This is a genomic window from Leifsonia xyli (genome assembly GCA_001647635.1).
In the GTDB taxonomy this organism is placed as follows: domain Bacteria; phylum Actinomycetota; class Actinomycetes; order Actinomycetales; family Microbacteriaceae; genus Leifsonia; species Leifsonia xyli_A.
This window is the reverse complement of record CP014761.1, coordinates 1,058,139-1,075,853: the sequence shown is the minus strand read 5'-3', so window position 1 is coordinate 1,075,853 and position 17,715 is coordinate 1,058,139. Positions and strand designations below refer to the sequence as shown.

The 17,715-nt window shown below is 71.4% G+C and carries 17 protein-coding genes and 1 pseudogene; 10 read left to right on the top strand and 8 right to left on the bottom strand.

The window, feature by feature from the left end:
- The first annotated feature begins 5 nt into the window (after nt 1–5).
- The 3 genes from A0130_05285 (at nt 6) to glpX (ending at nt 3,790) form a co-directional block, all read left to right on the top strand.
- On the top strand, nt 6–1,331 hold the full coding sequence (locus tag A0130_05285) for an MFS transporter (protein ANF31169.1): 1,326 nt from the start codon (nt 6–8) through the stop codon (nt 1,329–1,331).
- Nucleotides 1,328–2,599 carry a hypothetical protein gene (locus A0130_05280; GenBank protein ID ANF31168.1) on the top strand — a complete coding sequence of 424 codons (1,272 nt, stop codon included), beginning with the start codon at nt 1,328–1,330 and terminating at the stop codon, nt 2,597–2,599. The genes A0130_05285 and A0130_05280 overlap by 4 nt, the downstream gene beginning before the upstream one ends.
- Before the next feature lie 189 nt (nt 2,600–2,788).
- The gene (gene glpX / locus A0130_05275) at nt 2,789–3,790 is read left to right on the top strand and encodes a fructose 1,6-bisphosphatase (GenBank protein ID ANF31167.1); all 1,002 of its coding nucleotides are present in this window, start codon (nt 2,789–2,791) and stop codon (nt 3,788–3,790) included.
- A 10-nt stretch (nt 3,791–3,800) separates the two neighbouring features.
- On the opposite strand, the gene A0130_05270 is transcribed toward glpX, so the two are convergent.
- Together A0130_05270 and A0130_05265 are read right to left on the bottom strand one after the other, a co-directional pair.
- The gene (locus A0130_05270) at nt 3,801–5,234 is read right to left on the bottom strand and encodes a DNA recombinase (protein ID ANF31166.1); all 1,434 of its coding nucleotides are present in this window, start codon (nt 5,232–5,234) and stop codon (nt 3,801–3,803) included.
- A 127-nt stretch (nt 5,235–5,361) separates the two neighbouring features.
- The gene (locus A0130_05265) at nt 5,362–5,943 is read right to left on the bottom strand and encodes a DNA polymerase III subunit epsilon (protein ANF31165.1); all 582 of its coding nucleotides are present in this window, start codon (nt 5,941–5,943) and stop codon (nt 5,362–5,364) included.
- Between the two features lie 188 nt (nt 5,944–6,131).
- Here A0130_05265 and A0130_05260 point away from each other — a divergent pair, with 188 nt between their 5' ends.
- Together A0130_05260 and A0130_05255 are read left to right on the top strand one after the other, a co-directional pair.
- Complete coding sequence (locus A0130_05260; protein ID ANF31164.1) at nt 6,132–6,878, top strand: SAM-dependent methyltransferase; 747 nt, start codon at nt 6,132–6,134, stop codon at nt 6,876–6,878.
- 43 nt (nt 6,879–6,921) lie between these two features.
- Entirely contained in the window at nt 6,922–7,995 is a 1,074-nt protein-coding gene (locus A0130_05255; GenBank protein ID ANF31163.1) for a GTP-binding protein YchF, read from the top strand.
- Between the two features lie 114 nt (nt 7,996–8,109).
- Here A0130_05255 and A0130_05250 read toward each other — a convergent pair whose 3' ends face one another.
- On the bottom strand, nt 8,110–8,607 hold the full coding sequence (locus A0130_05250; protein ANF31162.1) for a hypothetical protein: 498 nt from the start codon (nt 8,605–8,607) through the stop codon (nt 8,110–8,112).
- Nucleotides 8,608–8,642: 35 nt separating this feature from the next.
- Between A0130_05250 and A0130_05245 the strand changes: the two genes are divergently transcribed.
- Both A0130_05245 and A0130_05240 read left to right on the top strand, forming a co-directional pair.
- The gene (locus tag A0130_05245) at nt 8,643–9,239 is read left to right on the top strand and encodes a peptidase S16 (GenBank protein ID ANF31161.1); all 597 of its coding nucleotides are present in this window, start codon (nt 8,643–8,645) and stop codon (nt 9,237–9,239) included.
- 67 nt (nt 9,240–9,306) lie between these two features.
- On the top strand, nt 9,307–11,472 hold the full coding sequence (locus A0130_05240; GenBank protein ID ANF31160.1) for a hypothetical protein: 2,166 nt from the start codon (nt 9,307–9,309) through the stop codon (nt 11,470–11,472).
- A 21-nt stretch (nt 11,473–11,493) separates the two neighbouring features.
- Here the strand turns inward: A0130_05240 and A0130_05235 are convergent, their stop codons facing one another.
- The gene (locus A0130_05235; protein ID ANF31159.1) at nt 11,494–12,342 is read right to left on the bottom strand and encodes a hypothetical protein; all 849 of its coding nucleotides are present in this window, start codon (nt 12,340–12,342) and stop codon (nt 11,494–11,496) included.
- Nucleotides 12,343–12,620: 278 nt separating this feature from the next.
- Between A0130_05235 and A0130_05230 the strand changes: the two genes are divergently transcribed.
- Entirely contained in the window at nt 12,621–13,463 is an 843-nt protein-coding gene (locus A0130_05230) for a hypothetical protein (GenBank protein ANF31158.1), read from the top strand.
- 16 nt (nt 13,464–13,479) lie between these two features.
- Here A0130_05230 and A0130_05225 read toward each other — a convergent pair.
- Nucleotides 13,480–14,024 (bottom strand): annotated as a pseudogene (locus A0130_05225) (transferase).
- A 44-nt stretch (nt 14,025–14,068) separates the two neighbouring features.
- Here A0130_05225 and A0130_05220 point away from each other — a divergent pair.
- Nucleotides 14,069–14,530, top strand: coding sequence for a phage tail protein (locus tag A0130_05220; GenBank protein ANF31157.1), 462 nt, complete (start codon nt 14,069–14,071; stop codon nt 14,528–14,530).
- On the opposite strand, the gene A0130_05215 is transcribed toward A0130_05220, so the two are convergent.
- Nucleotides 14,514–15,170, bottom strand: a complete 657-nt coding sequence (locus A0130_05215; GenBank protein ID ANF31156.1) for a hydrolase — start codon at nt 15,168–15,170, stop codon at nt 14,514–14,516. The genes A0130_05220 and A0130_05215 overlap by 17 nt on opposite strands.
- 125 nt (nt 15,171–15,295) lie before the next feature.
- Between A0130_05215 and A0130_05210 the strand changes: the two genes are divergently transcribed.
- On the top strand, nt 15,296–15,481 hold the full coding sequence (locus A0130_05210; protein ID ANF31155.1) for a hypothetical protein: 186 nt from the start codon (nt 15,296–15,298) through the stop codon (nt 15,479–15,481).
- A gap of 12 nt (nt 15,482–15,493) precedes the next feature.
- Here the strand turns inward: A0130_05210 and A0130_05205 are convergent, their stop codons facing one another.
- Both A0130_05205 and A0130_05200 read right to left on the bottom strand, forming a co-directional pair.
- Complete coding sequence (locus A0130_05205; protein ANF31154.1) at nt 15,494–16,186, bottom strand: hypothetical protein; 693 nt, start codon at nt 16,184–16,186, stop codon at nt 15,494–15,496.
- Between the two features lie 47 nt (nt 16,187–16,233).
- Nucleotides 16,234–17,712 (bottom strand): MFS transporter, encoded by a 1,479-nt coding sequence (locus A0130_05200; protein ID ANF33302.1) that lies wholly within the window; start codon nt 17,710–17,712, stop codon nt 16,234–16,236.
- Nucleotides 17,713–17,715: the final 3 nt, after the last annotated feature.

Sequence of the window (17,715 nt, the reverse complement as noted above, 5' to 3'; positions counted from 1 at the left end):
CCGCAATGACCATGACAGCATCCCGTTCGCAGCAGGCGGCCAACGGTTCGCCCGACAAGCTGAAGGTCGCCATCGGCTCCGCCGTCGGCACCACCGTCGAGAACTACGACTTCCTCGCCTACGGCACCGCCGCCGCCCTCTACTTCGGCACGGACTTCTTCCCGAGCGAGGACCCGGTGGTCGGCGTCCTGCTCGGCTTCCTCACCTTCGGCATCGGCTTCGCGATGCGTCCGCTCGGCGGCATCATCGGCGGCTTCCTCGGCGACAAGTACGGCCGCAAGCCGGTGCTCGTCGGCGCGCTGTTCGTGATGGGCATCTCGACGGTCCTCATCGGCCTGCTGCCGACCTACGCGCAGGTCGGGCTGCTGGCGCCGCTCCTGCTCACTGCGATCCGCATCGTGCAGGGCCTGGCGTTCGGCGCCGAGTGGGGCGGCGCCATCCTGATGACGTTCGAGCACGCACCGTGGCGCAAGCGCGGCAAGTTCGCCGCCATCCCGCAGGTCGGCGTGCCGCTCGGCGTCTTCCTCGCCAACGTGGCGTTCCTGCTCTCGGCCGGCCTCGGCAACGAGCTGGCCTGGCGTCTGCCGTTCATGCTCAGCGCCGTGCTGATCATCGCCGGCCTGATCATCCGCCTCAAGGTGTCGGAGAGCCCCGAGTTCGAGGAGGCCAAGACCGCCGGCACGCTGGTGAAGAACCCGATCCTGACCGTCCTCCGCAACGACTGGCGCACCGTCCTCCGCGTCATCGCCCTTCGCCTCGCCGAGACCGGCGGCTTCTACGTCATCGTCACCTACCTGATCTCGTACATCACGTCGAACGAGATCGCGACCCGCGAGACCGCGCTGACCGGCCTCATCATCGCGACGGCGCTGGGATGCTTCACCACGGTGATCTTCGGCGCGCTGAGCGACCGGTTCGGCCGCAAGACGGTGTACCTCATCGGCTCGCTCGCGACCATCGCGTTCGGCTTCCCGATGTTCCTGCTGGTCAATACGGGCATCCCCGCATTCATCGTGCTCGTGTATGTGATCGGGCTCGCGATCATCCACGACATGCTCGCCGGCACGCAGGGCGCCTACTTCAGCGAACTGTTCAGCACGAACACCCGCACCTCGGGCGCCTCGCTCGGCTACCAGTTCTCGGCCGCGCTGTCGGGCTTCATCCCCTTCATCGCGACGGCCGCGGCCATCGGGATGGGCTGGGGCGGTGTCGCCTGGATCTACGTCGCCGTCGGCGTGATCGGCCTGATCGGCGTCCTCGTCACCCGCGAGACCTGGGGACCGAAGGAGCGCGCCGAGGTCGAGCGCGTCATCGCCGAGGACCGCGCATGAAGACGGTCGTTCTCGACGACGACCCCACCGGCACGCAGTCGGCGACCGGGGTCCGCGTCCTCCTCGTGAGCGACGCCGACCTCCTCACCGAGGCGCTGCGGCAGGACGACAGCGTCTACGTGCAGACGAACAGCCGCGCGATCGACGAGGACGCGGCCGTGCGGCTCGTTTCGCGGGTCAAGCGCGACGCCGAGGAGGCGGCGCGCCGGCTCGGCCAGGAGGTTCAGTTCGTGCTGCGCGGCGACTCCACGCTGCGCGGGCACGTGTTCGCCGAGACCGAGGTGTTCTTGTCGCCGGATGCGGTCATGCTCTTCGTGCCCGCCTTCCCGGACGGAGGCCGGACCACGGTCGACGGGGTGCACCTGGTGCGGATCGGCGACGCGGTCGTCGCGGCGCACGACACGGAGTACGCGGCCGACCCGGTGTTCCCGTTCGCGAGCGGCGTCCTCACCGAGTACGTGCGCGAGAAGTCGTCGCGGGAGGCCGTACCGGTGCCGCTGTCGGTGGTGCGCGGTCCGGCGGCGGAGCTGGCGGCGGCGTTCGGCGCTGCGCCCGCGGGGAGCGTGCTGCTGCCCGACGCGGTCACGGATGACGACATCCGGCGCATCGCGGAGGCCGTCGGGATCGCGCGGGCGGCAGGCGCGCAGCTCGTCGTGCGTTCGGCCGCCCCGCTCGCGGCGGCGCTCGCGGGGGTGCAGAGCACCGGGCTGCTGCCGCGTCCACTCGTGCAGTCGGCGCGTCCGACGCTGCTCGCGGTCGGCTCGCACACCGGCGGCGCGACCGCGCAGCTCGAGGGCGTCCGGGAGGGATGGGGTGAACCGTCCGTCATCGACACGGCCGCCGCGTTCGCCGACCCCGCTTCGGCAGGCCATGCGGCCGCTGCTGCCGCCCGCGCGCGGCTGGACGACGGGATGCTCGCGGTGGTCACCAGCGAACGGGTCCGCGCCGCGTCCGACAACACTCTCGCGCACGGCGAGAAGGTGATGACCGCGCTGACGACGGCCGTCCGGGACCTGCTGCCGCGGGTGGACGTCGTGGTCGCCAAGGGCGGCATCACCTCCGCCGAGGTGGCGCGGACCGGGATCGGCGCCTCCTGGGCGTACGTCGCGGGGCAGGTGTTGCCGGGCGTGTCCGTGTGGCGGATGCTCGCCCACGACGGCCGCGAGATCACGTACGTGGTCGTGCCGGGCAACGTCGGCGGACCGGACACCCTCACCGAGGCGCTGTCCGCCGTGGGGCTCGTACCGGAGACCGTCGGCGCGGCCTGAGTCGCGTCCCGGGTGCGGTCTGCGCGAACGTTCCGTGAACGTCCGTGCAGACCGCGCTCTCGCCCCTGACGGCGCGCGGGGCGGCGGATACACTGGCACCGTCCGGACCGCCGCGCGTGCCCGGACCACGACGACGGCGTTCCTGTACCGGCGCCGTCACTTCTACGAATCCGTCCGGGAGGACCCATCATGACCAGCACCGACAGCGCTCCCCACTTCACGCATCCCGACCGGAACCTGGCCATGGAGTTGGTGCGCGCGACCGAGGCGGCGGCGATCCGGGCGACGCCGTGGATCGGGCGCGGCGACAAGAACGCGGCCGACGGTGCGGCGGTGGACGCGATGCGCAAGTTCCTGGGGACGGTCAACTTCGACGGCGTGATCGTGATCGGCGAGGGCGAGAAGGACAACGCGCCCATGCTGTTCAACGGCGAGCACGTCGGGAACGGCCGGGGGCCGGCGGTGGACATCGCGGTGGACCCGATCGACGGCACCTCGCTGACGGCCGCCGGACGTCAGAATGCGCTGTCGGTGATCGCGGTCTCTGATCGCGGGTCGATGCTGGACGCGTCGAGCGTGTTCCGGATGAACAAGATCGTGACCGGTCCGGCCGGGCACGGCGTGGTGGACCTGTCGCAGTCGATCGGGGACAACATCCGCGCGCTGGCGAAGGCGCTCGGCAAGCCGGTGAACGAGATCCGGGTCGCGGTGCTGGACCGGCCGCGGCACGAGGGGCTGATCGAGGAGATCCGCGCGGCGGGCGCGGGGACGCGGCTGCTGCTCGACGGGGACGTCGCGGGCGGCATCAACGCGGCCCGGTACGAGTCGCGCATCGACATGTGCGTCGGCGTCGGTGGGAGCCCGGAGGGCGTGATCACGGCGGCTGCGGTGAAGGCGCTGGGCGGCTTCATGCAGGGGATGCTCGCGCCCGGTGACGACGAGGAGCGGGCCCGGGGCATCGCCGCGGGGCTGAAGATGGACACCATCCTGACCGTCGACGATCTGGTGCAGGGCGACAACACGTTCTTCGTCGCGACCGGCGTGACCGATGGTGGTCTGGTCGAGGGCGTCCGGCGGAAGGGTCCGATCATCCGGACCGAGTCGATCGTGCTGCGCTCGAAGTCGGGCACCGTCCGCCGCGTGATCGCGGACCACCTCGCCGAGAAGTGGCTGGAGCCCGACCAGCTCTGAGACGACGGGCTTACGCGACTCCGGATTCGCGGGCGTCGTCGTCGGCGTGCGCCCGCTCCTTCTCCTCGAGGGCGAGCTTGTCGATCCCGTGCATGTCGCGCGGCTCGAGTTCGCTGACCAGCTCGAAGGCGGTGAGCTCGCGCGGCGCCTCCTCGATGCCTTCGAGGGCGCCGATGACCTTCGTCTCGTCGAGCGCGTTGAGCTTGCGCGCGGCGGGGAACACCTGACGCTCGAACGAGCCGACGAACCCGTTGTAGTCCTTGACGGTCCGCTCCAGCGACCGGCCCAGCTTCTCGATGTGGCCGGCCGTGGTCGCGAGCCGGCTGTAGAGGGTGCGGCTCAGGTCGAACAGCTGCTTCGCCTCCTGGGTCAGCACATCCTGCTGCCAGCTGAACGCGACGGTCTTCAGCACCGACCACAGCGTCACGGGCGACGCGAGCGCGACCCGCTTGCCGAACGCGAACTCCATGATCGACGGGTCGGCTTCGAGCGCCGACGACACCAGCGACTCGCTCGGGATGAACGCGATCACGAGCTCGGGCGACGACTCCAGGCCGGTCCAGTACGCCTTGCTGCCGAGCGCCGTGATGTGGTCGCGGACCGCCTTCACGTGCTGCTTGAGCAGCGCCTCCCGCTGCGCGGCCTCCGTGCCGGTCGCGGTCGCCGGGATCTGGCTCGCCTCGAGGTACGCGTTGAACGGCACCTTCGCGTCGAGCGCGATGCTCTTGCCGCCGGGCAGCCGCACGATCATGTCCGGCCGGCCCGCGCCCGACTCCGAGTGGATGCTCGACTGCACGTCGAAGTCGACCCGCTCCAGCAGGCCCGCGGCCTCGACCACGCTGCGCAGCTGCGTCTCGCCCCACACCCCGCGGGTGCTGTTGGACCGCAGCGCCGACGCCAGCGCCTCGGCGGTGCTGCGCAGCCGCTCCTCGGATTCGGCCGCCGACCGCAGCTGCTGAGTGAGCTGACCGTGCTGCTGGCTGCGCTGCGCCTCCAGCTCCATGACCTTGCGCTGCATGTCGCTCAGGCTCTCCTTGACCGGGGCGAGCGCCTGCAGCACCTTGCTCTCGGCGCGCTCGCGCTCCGCCCGCGCCTCGGCCTCGGCCCGGTGGCGCTCGACGGTCTCGCGGTACTGCTGCTGTGCCACGCGGAGCTGCTCCTGCATGGCATCCACTCGGCTGTGCGCGGCGGCGAGGTCCGCACGGATCTCGGCCTGGACCGCGGCCTCGGCGGCGCGGATCTCGGACTGCACCGCAGCCTCCGCCGCCCGGATCTCGGCGATCTCGGCCTGATGCTGGGCCGCGATCACGGCGGGGTCGACGACGGCGCCGCCCTGACCCGCGGCGGCACGATCTCGCATGAGCTTCGCGACGGCGAAGCCCGCGCCCATCGCGCCGACGAGGAGACCGATCAGAAGACCGAGGAGCAGGGCGAGAATGTCCATGCCTGCAGTCTGTCAGCGGCCTCCGACACTCGGTCGCGCGGGGGCCGCGAGTCGTGAGCAGATGCGCGAATTCGGGGCGAGTGGCGACATCATGTCACCACTCGATCGCGCGGGGAGGGGAGAGCGGTCAGGCGGCGACGGGGACGCCTATGCGGCCGAGGCGCGCCCCGGTGAGCTCCGAGAGGTCCGCGATCGTGGCGGCCTCGTGCCGCTTCGCCGCGTGGATGACGATGGCGGCGCACGCCTCCGCGTCCGCGAGCGCGTCGTGGTGGTTGAAGCCCTCGAACCCGGCCGCCATCGCCGCGACCGGCAGGCGGTACGACTCGAGCGAGTACGTCCGGCGGGCGACCTGGAGGCTGCAGAGGTACGCGTACTCGGGGCACGCGACGAACGTCGCCGCGCAGGCCGCGCGGATCACGCCCATGTCGAAGCCGGCGTTGTGGGCGACCAGGTGGTCGTCCTCTGCGAACTCGACCAGGTCGGCCAGCTGGTCCACCCAGCCCGCCGCGTCGGCCACCTGCTCGGGGTAGATGCCGTGGATGCGGATGTTCCACTCCTGGAAGTGGTCGTGCCCCAGCGGCGGCCGGATGAACCAGCCGGCGCGATCGACCACCTTGCCGTCCCGGACCTTCACCAGGCCGACCGAGCAGGCCGACGCGGGGGAGGAGTTGGCGGTCTCGAAGTCGATGGCGGTGAAGTCCAGGGTCACGTTCGAATGCTGACATGCCCCACCGACGCCGCACGGCAGGCGCCCCGCGCGCCGCGCGCATCCACCCCCTCCCGCCGCCTCCGCCGAAGTGCAGCTAGTTGCGCTCGACACGCCGTGCCGCACCGCATCTACCTGCACCTCACGAGAGAAGTGGGGCGCGGGGAAGCCGGCCCGCGTAGCATCGCGGCATGCGATCCCGTCAGCAGCGCGACCTCCACGCGGCCTCCTTCGACCGGGCGGCCGACGTCTACGACGCAGCGCGCCCGTCCTACCCGGCGGACGCCGTGAGCTGGTTGCTCGACGGCACCGACGATCCGGTCGTCGACCTCGGCGCGGGCACGGGCAAGCTCACGGCGGCGCTCATCGACCGCGGCCGCGAGGTCGTCGCCGTCGACCCGTCGCCGGAGATGCTGCGTGTGCTGCGCGAGCGCCTCCCGGACGTCGCGGCGCACGAGGGGACCGGCGAACGACTCCCGCTCCCGGACGCCTCCGCCGGCGTCGTCCTCGTCGCCCAGGCCTGGCACTGGATGGATGCGGAGCGCGCCATCCCGGAGGTCGCCCGGGTGCTGCGTCCCGGCGGACGCCTCGGCCTGGTCTGGAACGAGCGCGACGAGAGCTTCGGCTGGGTGCGCGAGCTGGGGGAGTTGATGGATGCGGGATCCGCCGCGTTCGACGACGAGGCCGATCCGGTGCTCGCGCCGCCCTTCGGTCCGTTGGAGAAGCACGAGACCCGCTGGGTGCAGGCGCTCGACCATGAGGGCCTCCTCGACCTCGCGAGGTCACGCAGCTACTTCATCACGAAGGATCCGGACGCCCAGGCCGCCGTCATCGAGTCGCTGCGGCGGCTCATGCGCGAGCATCCCGACCTCGCCGGACGCGACACGTTCGAGCTGCCGTACGTGACCCGCTCCTACCGCGCCACCCGGTTCGACTGACCGCGGGAGGCCGGGTCGGACCCGCCCCGTAGAATGGACGACCGTGGCTCTCACTATCGGAATCGTCGGCCTGCCCAATGTGGGCAAGTCCACCCTGTTCAACGCGCTGACCAAGAACGACGCTCTGGCGGCGAACTACCCGTTCGCGACCATCGAGCCGAACGTCGGCGTGGTGAACCTCCCCGACCCGCGGCTCGACAAGCTGGCGGAGCTGTTCCACAGTGAGCGCATCGTCCCCGCGCCCGTGTCGTTCGTCGACATCGCCGGCATCGTGAAGGGCGCGAGCGAGGGCGAGGGCCTCGGCAACAAGTTCCTCGCGAACATCCGCGAGGCCGATGCGATCGCCCAGGTCGTGCGCGGCTTCAGCGACGCCGATGTGGTGCACGTCGCGGGAAAGACCGACCCTGCCGGCGACATGGAGACCATCAACACCGAGCTCATCCTCGCCGACCTGCAGACACTCGAGAAGGCGGAGCAGCGCTACGAGAAGGAGGTCAAGGGCCGCAAGCTCGAGCCGATCGTCCTCGAGACCGCCCGCGCCGCGATCGAGTACCTCAACTCGGGCAAGCCGCTCTCGACCTCCTCGATCGACCTCGAGCCGGTGCGCGAGCTGGGTCTGCTGACCGCGAAGCCGTTCATCTACGTCTTCAACGTGGACGAGGACGTCCTGAACGACGAGTCCCGCCGCGCCGAGCTGGCCGCGCTCGTCGCCCCCGCGCAGGCGGTCTTCCTCGACGCCAAGCTGGAGTCCGAGCTCATCGACCTCGACGCGGCCGACGCCGCCGAGCTCCTCGCCTCCACGGGCCAGGACGAGTCCGGCCTCGACCAGCTCGCCCGCATCGGCTTCGACACCCTGGGCCTGCAGACCTACCTCACCGCCGGCCCGAAGGAGTCGCGCGCCTGGACCATCCCCAAGGGCGCGAAGGCCCCGCAGGCGGCGGGCGTCATCCACACCGACTTCGAGAAGGGCTTCATCAAGGCCGAAGTCATCTCCTTCGACGACCTGATGGACGCCGGCAGCATCGCCGAGGCCCGCTCGCGCGGCAAGGCCCGCATGGAGGGCAAGGACTACGTCATGCAGGACGGCGACGTGGTCGAGTTCCGCTTCAACGTCTAGGTCCGCGTTCAGAACGGAGGAGCTTCGGCCCGCTGGGCGGCGCGATCACCTCCGTTCTTCGCTTGTGCAGCACCACCCGAGCTGGTTCTCCTCCGTTTCGCCCGCCCGGAACCGTTACCACCCGAACGACCCCGGCACCCCCTTGAACGGTCCCACCACCCAACTCGTGACCCAGCCGCCGTAGAAGCCGCCCGGCTGGGGCGTGACGACCTCGCCGTCGACCGTGCACTCGTCCATCTGCTGCGCGTAGACGGCGACGCGGTCACGGAGCAGCTCGTACCCGGGTGAGGGGTGCGGGTAGTTCCACGCGCTCGCGGGCCGCACCTCGCCTCCGCCGCGCACGTCGAGGTAGCGCGCGGTGCCCTTGAACTCGCAGAACGACGAACCCTCGGCGTCGACCAGCGCGCCGGCCGCGAAGTCCGCGATCGGGAGGTAGTAGACCGGCGGATGGCTGGTCTCGAGCACCCGGACCACGTCGCGCGTCTCGACGATGAGCTGCCCGCCCAGACGGATCGTGACGTGGGCGTGGACGCGCTCGATACGCGGCGGCCTCGGGTAGTCCCAGACGGACTCCTGTCCCGGTCCTGGGATCTCGGGACGTGGCCTGGGCACCTGTTCACTCTACGTCCGCGATGCTTGACTGGAGTATGGCCGCCTCACCGATGTTCCCGCTCGGGTCCGTGCTGTTCCCCTTCGTGCCCATCCCGTTGCGCGTGTTCGAGCCGCGGTATCTCACCATGGTCGGGCGACTGCTCGACGAGGACGAACCGGAGTTCGGCGTCGTCCTGATCGAGCGCGGATCCGAGGCCGGGGGCGGCGACCAGCGCGCGTCGGTGGGGACGATGGCGCGTCTGGTGGGCGCCACCGCGCGCGCCGACGACCTCCTCATCGTCGGCGTAGGGACCCGCCGGTTCACGGTCGACCGCTGGGTGGACGAGGACCCGTATCCCCGAGCCGAGCTCTCCACGCTGCCGGACCTGGAGTGGTCCGAGGCGCTCGAACCCCTGCGGGTCGAGGCCGAAGCGGTGGTCCGCCGCGTGATCGCCCGCGTCTCGGAGTCGCAGTCGGACTCCGATATCGAGCTGTCCGATGATCCCGTCGCAGCCGCGTGGCAACTCGCGGCGATCGCACCGCTGGGCGAGTACGACAGGTACACCCTGCTGAGGTCGACCTCGATCGGGGGCCTGCTGCGTCAGACGATCGACCTGACCCTTGAAGCCGAGGAGCTGTGGGCGGCCGAGTGACGCGAGAGAGCCAGGCCCCCCGAACGAGGGGATACGAACCGTTCGCCCGGGATGCTTAGCTGACCTGGTGCGCCCGAACCCGGCCGGCTCCCGTCGGCGACTCCCGTCCGTCCTCCGTCGCTCGTCCTTCGCGACTCTCGCGGTGCTCGCGGCCGGATTGACGTGGGCGGGAGCAGCCGAGGCGCCCGCCGTCGCCGCGCCCACTCCGCTCTCGAGCCCGTCGGCCGGGCAGCTCGTCGTGCCGGGCGGAGGGGGCGGCGCGCTCGCGATGCTGCCGGACGGCTCGCAGCTGTACAGCACGTCGTCGGCCGGCATCCTCTCGCACGTCGACATGGTGGGCCACCGCGAGATGCCCGCCGTGCCGATCGATGTGTACCCGAACGACGTAGCGGTCACCCCGGACGGTCGAATGCTCGCCGTCGCGGACTGGCAGACGCGATGGAACACGGGGCTCGCCACCGCGGGCGCCATCGTCCTCGTGTCGACGCAATCCAACTCCGTCGTCAACGTGCTCAGCGTCCGTGGCGCTCCGTTGATGGTGCGGATCGCCCCCGATGGCCGGAGCGCGTGGGCGCTGACGACTACCTCGATTCCCGATACCTCGGACGCGATCACTACCCTCGTCGGTGTAGATCTCGTCCAGCAGAAGGTGACGACGACGATCGATCTCGGGACGACCACGACGGGCGCCCTGGACCTCGCTTTCGCCCCAGACTCATCGAAGCTGTATGTGCCCGAGTACGACTACGCGGGGACGAACGGATGGCTGGCCACTGTCGATATAGCCGCCGGGAAGCTGAGCTCCACCCTCCCGATGCAGAACCAGCCGCGCAAGGCGGTGGTCACTCCGGATGGCGCGTCGCTCTTCCTACTCGACAGTCCCAGCAACGTCTCCAAGGGCACCGTTGAGAAGCTCGATCTGGCGACAGGGAAGTTCACGGCCATCCCGTTGCCCGGCACGCTTCTGGCGTACAACTCGTACCTTCCGCTCGCGATCAGTCCCGACGGCACATCGGTCTACGTCGGCATGGAGCGCGCTGTGAACCGCATCCAGGTGTCGGACAGCACCATCACGACCATCCCGCTGCACGACGAGGCGACCTACATCGGTTTTGTTCCGAGGAGCAGCCGTGTGCTCGTCGGCGAGGCGAACGGCGAGCTGGCCGTCATCGACGACACCACCCGTACGGTGACCGCGCACGTCCCCGGTGCCGGCGGCGGCCCGATGGCGATCGCCCCGGACGGGCACACCGTCTTCGTCATGGGCGGCGGACGCACCGATCTGACCGTGCTCGAACAGGGCTTCGGGATCGTCGACCTCGATTCCGTCGGCTGGGCGCCGACCGTGACCCGCATCGCCGGCTCCGACCGGTACCAGACCTCGCTCGCGGCTGCCGCAGCCGCCTACCCCACCGGGGCGCCGGTCGTGTACGTCTCCACGGGCACCGACTTCCCCGACGCGCTCGGCGCCGCGGCGGTCGCCGCGAAGGCGAAGGGCCCGCTCATCCTCACACCGCCCGGCGCCCTCTCGGCGGGGGCCGCGGATGCGATCAAGGCACTCGCGCCCGCGAAGATCGTCGTGGTGGGCGGCGTCAATGCGGTGGCGCCGGCCGTGGTCGCCCAGCTGGGCGTGATCGCCCCGGTGACCCGGGTCGCCGGCTCGGACCGGTTCGCGACCAACCGCGCGCTGGTGCAGTCGGCGTTCACGTCTCCCGTGTCGACGGTGTACATCGCCACCGGACGCGGGTTCGCCGACGCTCTGTCGGCCTCCGCCGCTGCGGGAGGCGCCGGAGCACCGGTCGTCCTGGTCGACGGCGCCGCAGCATCCCTCGATCCGGCGACGCTCGGCCTGCTCCATACGCTCGGTGCGACGGCGTTCACCGTCGTGGGCGGCCCCAACGCGGTGTCGAACGGCATCTCGCAGCAGCTGAGCGGTCTCGGGACCGTGACCCGGCTCGGCGGCGACGACCGGTACACGACCTCGTTCCTCGTCGGCCAGAACGCGAACGCGCGACCGGCCTCCGCCTACGTCGCCACCGGCGTCGCGTTCGCCGACGCGCTCTCCGGGGCGGCGCTCGCCGCGAGCACCGGATCGCCGCTGTACCTCGCGCCGTCCGGGTGCATCCCGCGGGCGACGGAGGATGCGCTCGCCGCGGCCGGAACGGCCAAGGTGGGCGTGATCGGCGGCCCCGACGCTCTCAGCCCGTGGGTCGCATCCCTGTCGATCTGCTGAGGTCCGACAGCCCGGCCGACATCACCCCAGATCCAGCTCGCGCCGCGGCCCCGCGAACCGGTCCGCCAGGAACCGTCCGCTGACCAGCAGCGCCGCCGCATCCCGTTCGATCGCCGCATCCCGCATGGTCCGGGCCGCGGACTCGAGCGCGTCCAGCTGCAGGATCAGGGTCTGGGCCGGGGTGAGGCCGCTGGCCAGCACGTGCTCGGTCGCCCATTCGGGCGGCAGGGCGAGGTACGCCCGGAGCGTGTCGGGGAGGTAGAGCGTCGCTGCCACACGCAGCATCACCTCCGGTTCGCCTGACCCCGCCACGCGCGGCAGCGTGTCGGCGAGCAGTTCGCCGATCCGCTCGACGGACGCCACCGCGTCCTCCGGGACCCGGCGCCGGATGCGCGCGGCGAGGGTGCGCAGATCCTGCGCCAGAGTGGCGTCGTCGACGTGGATCTCCGAACCCGGCGGGAGGATGCCCAGCGTCTGAAGGGCGCGCTCCGAATCCGCGGAGTCCTCGGCGGCCTGCACCGCCAGCTCGGCGACCAGCCGGGCGAACGCGGTCAGCCAGCGGCTGAGGGTGATGGTGCGGCTGGACAGGACGACCTCGCCGTAGAGCTGCTCGACGGTCGGGGTCCAGCGCGGGCCCGGCTCCCAGCCGAGCGCCAGCGCGTCGGTCGGGCCGGCGAGCCGGATCCGGGTGATCGTGCCGGGCCGGTGCGCCAGCCGGTCGGCCAGAGACCGCGTGAGCTCGACCGAGAGCGCCGTGGATGCGACGTCGGCGGGGAGCGCACGCGCGACGCTGTCGATGAGCTCGCGCAGCAGCGACTCGGGGTCGGAGTCCGGCCACGCCCCGCTCAGCCTGTCGAACGGCATGCTCACCCGCTCATCCAAGCACGCCCGGCCGCGCGGCACACCGGGCGGGAAGTCGGCGACCGGATACGGTCTCGTGCCGACCACCGTCGGGGTCGTACCATGCGCGTGCGCCCACGATGCACCAGGAACGGGGGACGGCATGACGGACGACACAGGGGACCCGGACGACTTCCCACCGGACGACCTCCCGCCCGACGACCTCGGCCTGCCGCCGCCGCTGAACGCGGACAAGCCTGCCGCGCCGCCGGCGATCAGCTCGAGCTACGGGGAGGAGGTGCCCCGCGATGCCTGAACTCCTCAACCGGTCACCCGACGAGGTCCTGAACGCGATGGCCCTGGCGTGGGGCACGACCTGGCCCAACCCCTGGTGGCCGAGCGGCAACAGCGGCTACGACGACTGCGCGGCCTGCGTCAGCTACTACCTGTTCGGACTGAACTCGTTCAGCAACCCCTTCTACACCTACGTGTCGCAGATCCAGAATTGGGGACGCGACCGCGGCGTCTGGCACGACGGGTCGGCGGGCGTGCAACCCGGCGACGTGCTGGCGTTCGACTGGGACGGGGACGGCGACCCCGACCACACCGAGATCGTCGTGGCCGTCTCGCCGGGCGGATCCGTCGTCACCTCGCGCGGCACCAACTCCAACCCGGGCGACGACCTGCGCGACCGCACCCGCTCGGCCGGGTACATCCTCAGCTACATCCGGCCGCCCTACCTGCAAGGAGATGAGTTCGACATGGCCTCACTCGACGACCTGAACCGCATCGTCAACGACGCCGTCTCGCGGGCGATCGCCGCGACGGCGAGCGCGACCTCCGCGCGTACCAGCGCGATCCGGCGGGAGGGACGCGGCCGGCTCTATTACTGCGCGACCCCGCCGCCCGGGCTGCCCCACTTCATCTGCATCTTCTGGGATCGCACGACCAACAACATCCTCTACGCCAACGTGGATGCGGACGGCGGCGAGACCCAAGCCCGGCACTGGAACGAGCTGTACTTCCAGACGGCGGACACCGTGGAGCAGGCGAAGGCCAATGCGATCGACCCGGAGCGGTTCCAGAAGCTGATCGACTTCGCGCTCGGCCGGGACTCGTCGTTCACGAACCAGCTGGCGACGCCGTCCTGACGGAGCGCGGTCGCGGTCACCATGACCGCAGCACGTCCGCCTTCGGGCCCGCCACCAGGGTCCGCGCGGGCACGTCGTCCGCGACGACAGCGCCCGCCGCGATCACCGCATCCCGCCCGATCGTGACGCCCGGCAGGATGGTCTCGCGCCGGCGCCGATCCACACGTTCTCCTCGACGGTGATCGGGCCGCCGGTCAGCCACACCCGGCGGTCGTCGGTGTCGACGGGATGCCCGACGGTGATGAAGGTGACCCGCGGGGCCACCATCACCCGCTCCGCCAGGCTGATGCCCGCGTAGTCGAGGAACGTGCAGTTCTGGTTGATGAAGACGCGCTCGGCGAGCTCGAGCCGCAGCCCGTGGTCGGTGAAGAACGGCGGGTAGATCGTCACGCGGGAAGGCAGCGGGCGTCCGAGGACCTGCGCTAACAGGGCCGCTTTGCCCGCCTCGTCGTCGAACGGCAGCACGTTGAGGCGCGAGGTCAGCGCCGTCACCTCCCGCACCCGCTCCGACATGGCCTGGAACTCGGGGGAGTGGATGCGCATGAGCAGGTCCGACGACATGTCCCGATCCTCGCACGAGCCCCCGATGGCGCTAGGTTGATGCCATGCCGTACGTCGTCGACTTCGTGACCGTGTCCACCACCGGCCTGGAGAGCTCTCCGGTCGCCGAGGCGCTCGCCGGGCTGCGGGCGAACGAGGCGCGGTACTTCCGCAACAAGTACGACCACGAGTTCACGGTCGGGACCGCCGAGGAGGAGGCGGACGCCGTCGCGCGGGTCGCCCGCGTCCTGAAGGAGGAGCGGGACATCGTCATCGCCTCGCCGGCGCTGGAGGCGACGCGGTTCGAGGTCGACGGGGTGGACTGGACGTACGTGTTCTACGAGTCCGGGCTGTCCATCAACCTGCTCTGGACCATCGAGGACGGCGGCAAGCGCGCGGTCGGGTTCAAGCTGTCCGACGGGATGGAGGTCCCCGACGAGCTCGCCGCGTTCAAGTTCGCGCGGCAGCGGTCGAAGCTCGCCGGGACGATCCGCGGCTCCTACTTCGTCGTCAAGGGCGAGTACTGAGCCCGAGGACGAACCCGGCAACCGTGTCCACGAGAAGGTCGCGGACGCCGGCGGCGCCAAGCGGGGAGCCCGCGAGCACCTTCATGCCGTGATCGGCGCCGGGCACCTCGACGACCCGGATGCCGTCGCGCGGGCCGATCGCGGCGACCACGTCCGCCGCCGTCCCGAACGTGTCGCGGCCGCCCTGCAGGACGAGCACGGGGACGGTCGGCTCCAGCACCTCCTCGAGCCGCGATTTCTCCGGGCTCCCGGGCGGATGCAGCGGGAAGGCCAGGCAGACGACCCCGGCCGCGTCCACCGCGGCGGCGGTGCGGCAGGCGACGCGGGCTCCGGCGCTGCGACCGCCGACGATCAGCGGCAGGTCGCCGGCGAGCTCGCGGACAGCCGGCGCCGTCTCCAGCCACGCCGCATCCAGCGACGCGGGCCGGGCCGCCACCGGCTTGCCCGCGACGCGCCACGGCTGTTCGTAGCGCACGACGGTGATCCCGCGGTCGGGGAGGCGCGCGGCCAGCGCGACGAGATCGATCGCGTCGATGCCGCCGCCGGCGCCGTGGCCCAGCCACAGCACGGCGGCCGGATCGGCGGCGGCGGCCACGGTCAGCCTGCCGGGTCCGAGGGCGGTGGGGACGTCCAGCTGCATGCTCCGACGCTAGCGGGTCGTGCATCCTGCAGCGAGCCGTGGGGCGGCTCTTGCTTCGGCGGCGGCACGGGCGGACCATGGGAGGTGGCGAAGCGGGCGCCACGGGGTTGGATGGGGTTGATCGTATGGTCGCGGACGTACGGGTGTGCAAGGAGTGCGGGGCTCCGATCTCCGCAGAGCGGCGGCTGGTGCCGACGTCGCGGGGTTCCTGGGTGACGGTGACGGTGCCGGTCGGGTGCACCAATCCGCTGTGCCGGAACGCGTCGGCGCGGCGCCCGGTGCCGCCGGGAGGCGCGACGCTCGTCGCCTGAGGCCGCTGGAGCTCACTCGCCGATGCGGTCGACGCGGACGGTCGTGACGCCGTCCAGTCCGGCGAGCCGCGCCACGAGCCGCTGGGTCTCCGCTGCGCCGGCGCGCACGCGCACCCGGAGTTCGAGCGCGCCACCTTCACGTCCGGGTGTTCGTCGTACGTCGTCGACGTCCGTGTGGGCCTTCGAGGCGCCGCAGGCGTCGAGGACGCGGGTGAGGACGTCCCCGGCATCGGCCGCCTGCACCGTGAGGACGCTTCCCGCGGTCCGGCGCAGCAAGCGCTCCGCTGCAGGAAGCGCGCTGGCCGCGACGAGGAGGAGCAGCGTCCCGGCGATCGCGAGCACCGGCAGCCCGGCCGCGCACGCCATCCCGACCGCCGCTGTGACCCAGATGGACGCGGCGGTCGTGAGTCCGACGACGTTGCCGCGGTTGACGAAGATCACGCCCGCGCCGACGAAGCCGATGCCGCTGACCACCTGCGCCGCGATGCGTGAGGGATCCGTCTGCGGCAGGCCGAGCGCGGTGAAGCCGTAGGCGGAGACGAGGGTGAACATCGCCGAACCGACCCCGACGAGGATGTGCGTGCGCAGGCCGGCGCTCTTCAGACGGATCTCGCGCTCGATCCCGATGACGGCGCTGAGCACGAAGGCGAGCACCAGCAGCAGCAGTTGCGTCAGCAGTTCGTCCCCGCCCAGCCCGAGCGTCATGCCGGGAGTCTAGGAGCGACGCCGCGCCCTGGGAATGCTGGGATGCGTCAGCCCGCGGCCCCTGCGGTCTCCGCATCCGCCGGACCGCGCCGCGGCCGCACGAAGGTCAGCAGGGCGAGGTGGACCACGGCGAGCCCGGTCGCGACGCCGACCGCGGTCAGCCAGCTGGAGCCGGTCGTCCCGCCGCTGAACAGGAGCCCCAGGACGGTCGTCGCGACGATCGCGCCGACGTAGCGGGAGGTCTGGAAGATGCCCGCCGCGACGCCGCTGTCCTCCGGTCGCGCCGCCGAGTACAGCGCCTGGTTCATCGACAGGCTGACCACGCAGTACGGGACGCCGAGTGCGGCGGTCAGCACGAGCACGACCCACGGAGCGGTGGTCACGGCGGCGACGCCCAGCAGCGCGGCGCCGACGACCAGTGCGCCGGCGCCCGCAAGCAGTGTGGGACGCAGCCCCACCGCGCCGATCGAGCGCGCGGCGAGCGGCGTGACGACGATGGTGACCGCCGCCAGCGGGAACATCAGCAGCCCCGCGACGCCCGCGCTGTAGCCTCCGTGGGTCTGCAGATACTGCGGCAGCCCGAAGAACGCCGAGTAGTAGACGACGTTGAAGATCGCGAACGACAGGTAGATCATCAGCAGCCGGCGGTTCGCGGCGAGCAGGCGCAGGTCGAGGAACGGATGCGCGCAACGCAGCTCCCGCCACGCGAACAGTCCGCCCGCGATCACGGTCACCGGCAGCAGCCACCACAGCGGCGTCGGGTGGAGGTCGAGCAGGAAGACGAGCAACGAGGTCAGCGTCGCGACGAACAGCAGGATGCCCGGGATGTCCGACTCGGCGAGGGTGCGGCGCAGCGGCACCGGCTCCCGCTTTGTCGCAACCTCGGTCGCAGGCTCCCTCGGCGCTGGGGTCGCGGCATCGCTTCGCGCTGCTCTCAGCTCCACCGCGCTCGGCGCGAAGAGCCAGAGGCCGAAGAACGTGAGCACGGCGAGCGGCACGTTGATCCAGAAGATCGCCTGCCAGCCGAGGAAGGTCACCAGCGCCCCGCCCAGCACCGGCCCGATCGCGGCGCCCGAGGTGTTGGCGATCTGGATGCGGCCCAGCAGCCGCGGGGTCTGGACGCCGGAGCGCGCGGAGAGCGGCCGCAGCATGGCGATCGCCGACGGGAACGCGGTCGCCGTCCCGATCGCCAGGGCGACCCGGCCGATGCAGACCGCGAGGAACGACCCCGAGAACGGCGTCAGCGCGCACGCGAGTGCGACCACGACCATCCCGAACAGGAACAGCCGGCGCGGGCCGAAGCGGTCGGCGAGCCGGCCCATCAGCGGCTGGCCGACGGCCGACGCCAGGTAGAAGGAGGTGATGACCCAGGTGACCGTCGTCACATCCACGTGGAAGTCGCGCTGGAGCGACACCAGCGCGACCGCGATCATGGACGAGTTGAGCGGGTTGAGCAGCGTCCCGAGGCTGAGTGCTGCGACCGCCGCACCGGTGCGCGGGCGTGCGGGGTCGGCGGAGGGAGTCACTCC

Bases quoted from the DNA above. Each gene is read 5' to 3' on its own strand.
- A0130_05285 (ANF31169.1), top strand. From the start codon at position 6: ATGACCATGACAGCATCCCGTTCGCAGCAGGCGGCCAACGGTTCGCCC.
- A0130_05280 (ANF31168.1), top strand. From the start codon at position 1,328: ATGAAGACGGTCGTTCTCGACGACGACCCCACCGGCACGCAGTCGGCG.
- glpX (ANF31167.1), top strand. From the start codon at position 2,789: ATGACCAGCACCGACAGCGCTCCCCACTTCACGCATCCCGACCGGAAC.
- A0130_05270 (ANF31166.1), bottom strand. From the start codon at position 5,234: ATGGACATTCTCGCCCTGCTCCTCGGTCTTCTGATCGGTCTCCTCGTC.
- A0130_05260 (ANF31164.1), top strand. From the start codon at position 6,132: ATGCGATCCCGTCAGCAGCGCGACCTCCACGCGGCCTCCTTCGACCGG.
- A0130_05245 (ANF31161.1), top strand. From the start codon at position 8,643: ATGGCCGCCTCACCGATGTTCCCGCTCGGGTCCGTGCTGTTCCCCTTC.
- A0130_05230 (ANF31158.1), top strand. From the start codon at position 12,621: ATGCCTGAACTCCTCAACCGGTCACCCGACGAGGTCCTGAACGCGATG.
- A0130_05220 (ANF31157.1), top strand. From the start codon at position 14,069: ATGCCGTACGTCGTCGACTTCGTGACCGTGTCCACCACCGGCCTGGAG.
- A0130_05215 (ANF31156.1), bottom strand. From the start codon at position 15,170: ATGCAGCTGGACGTCCCCACCGCCCTCGGACCCGGCAGGCTGACCGTG.
- A0130_05210 (ANF31155.1), top strand. From the start codon at position 15,296: ATGGTCGCGGACGTACGGGTGTGCAAGGAGTGCGGGGCTCCGATCTCC.
- A0130_05205 (ANF31154.1), bottom strand. From the start codon at position 16,186: ATGACGCTCGGGCTGGGCGGGGACGAACTGCTGACGCAACTGCTGCTG.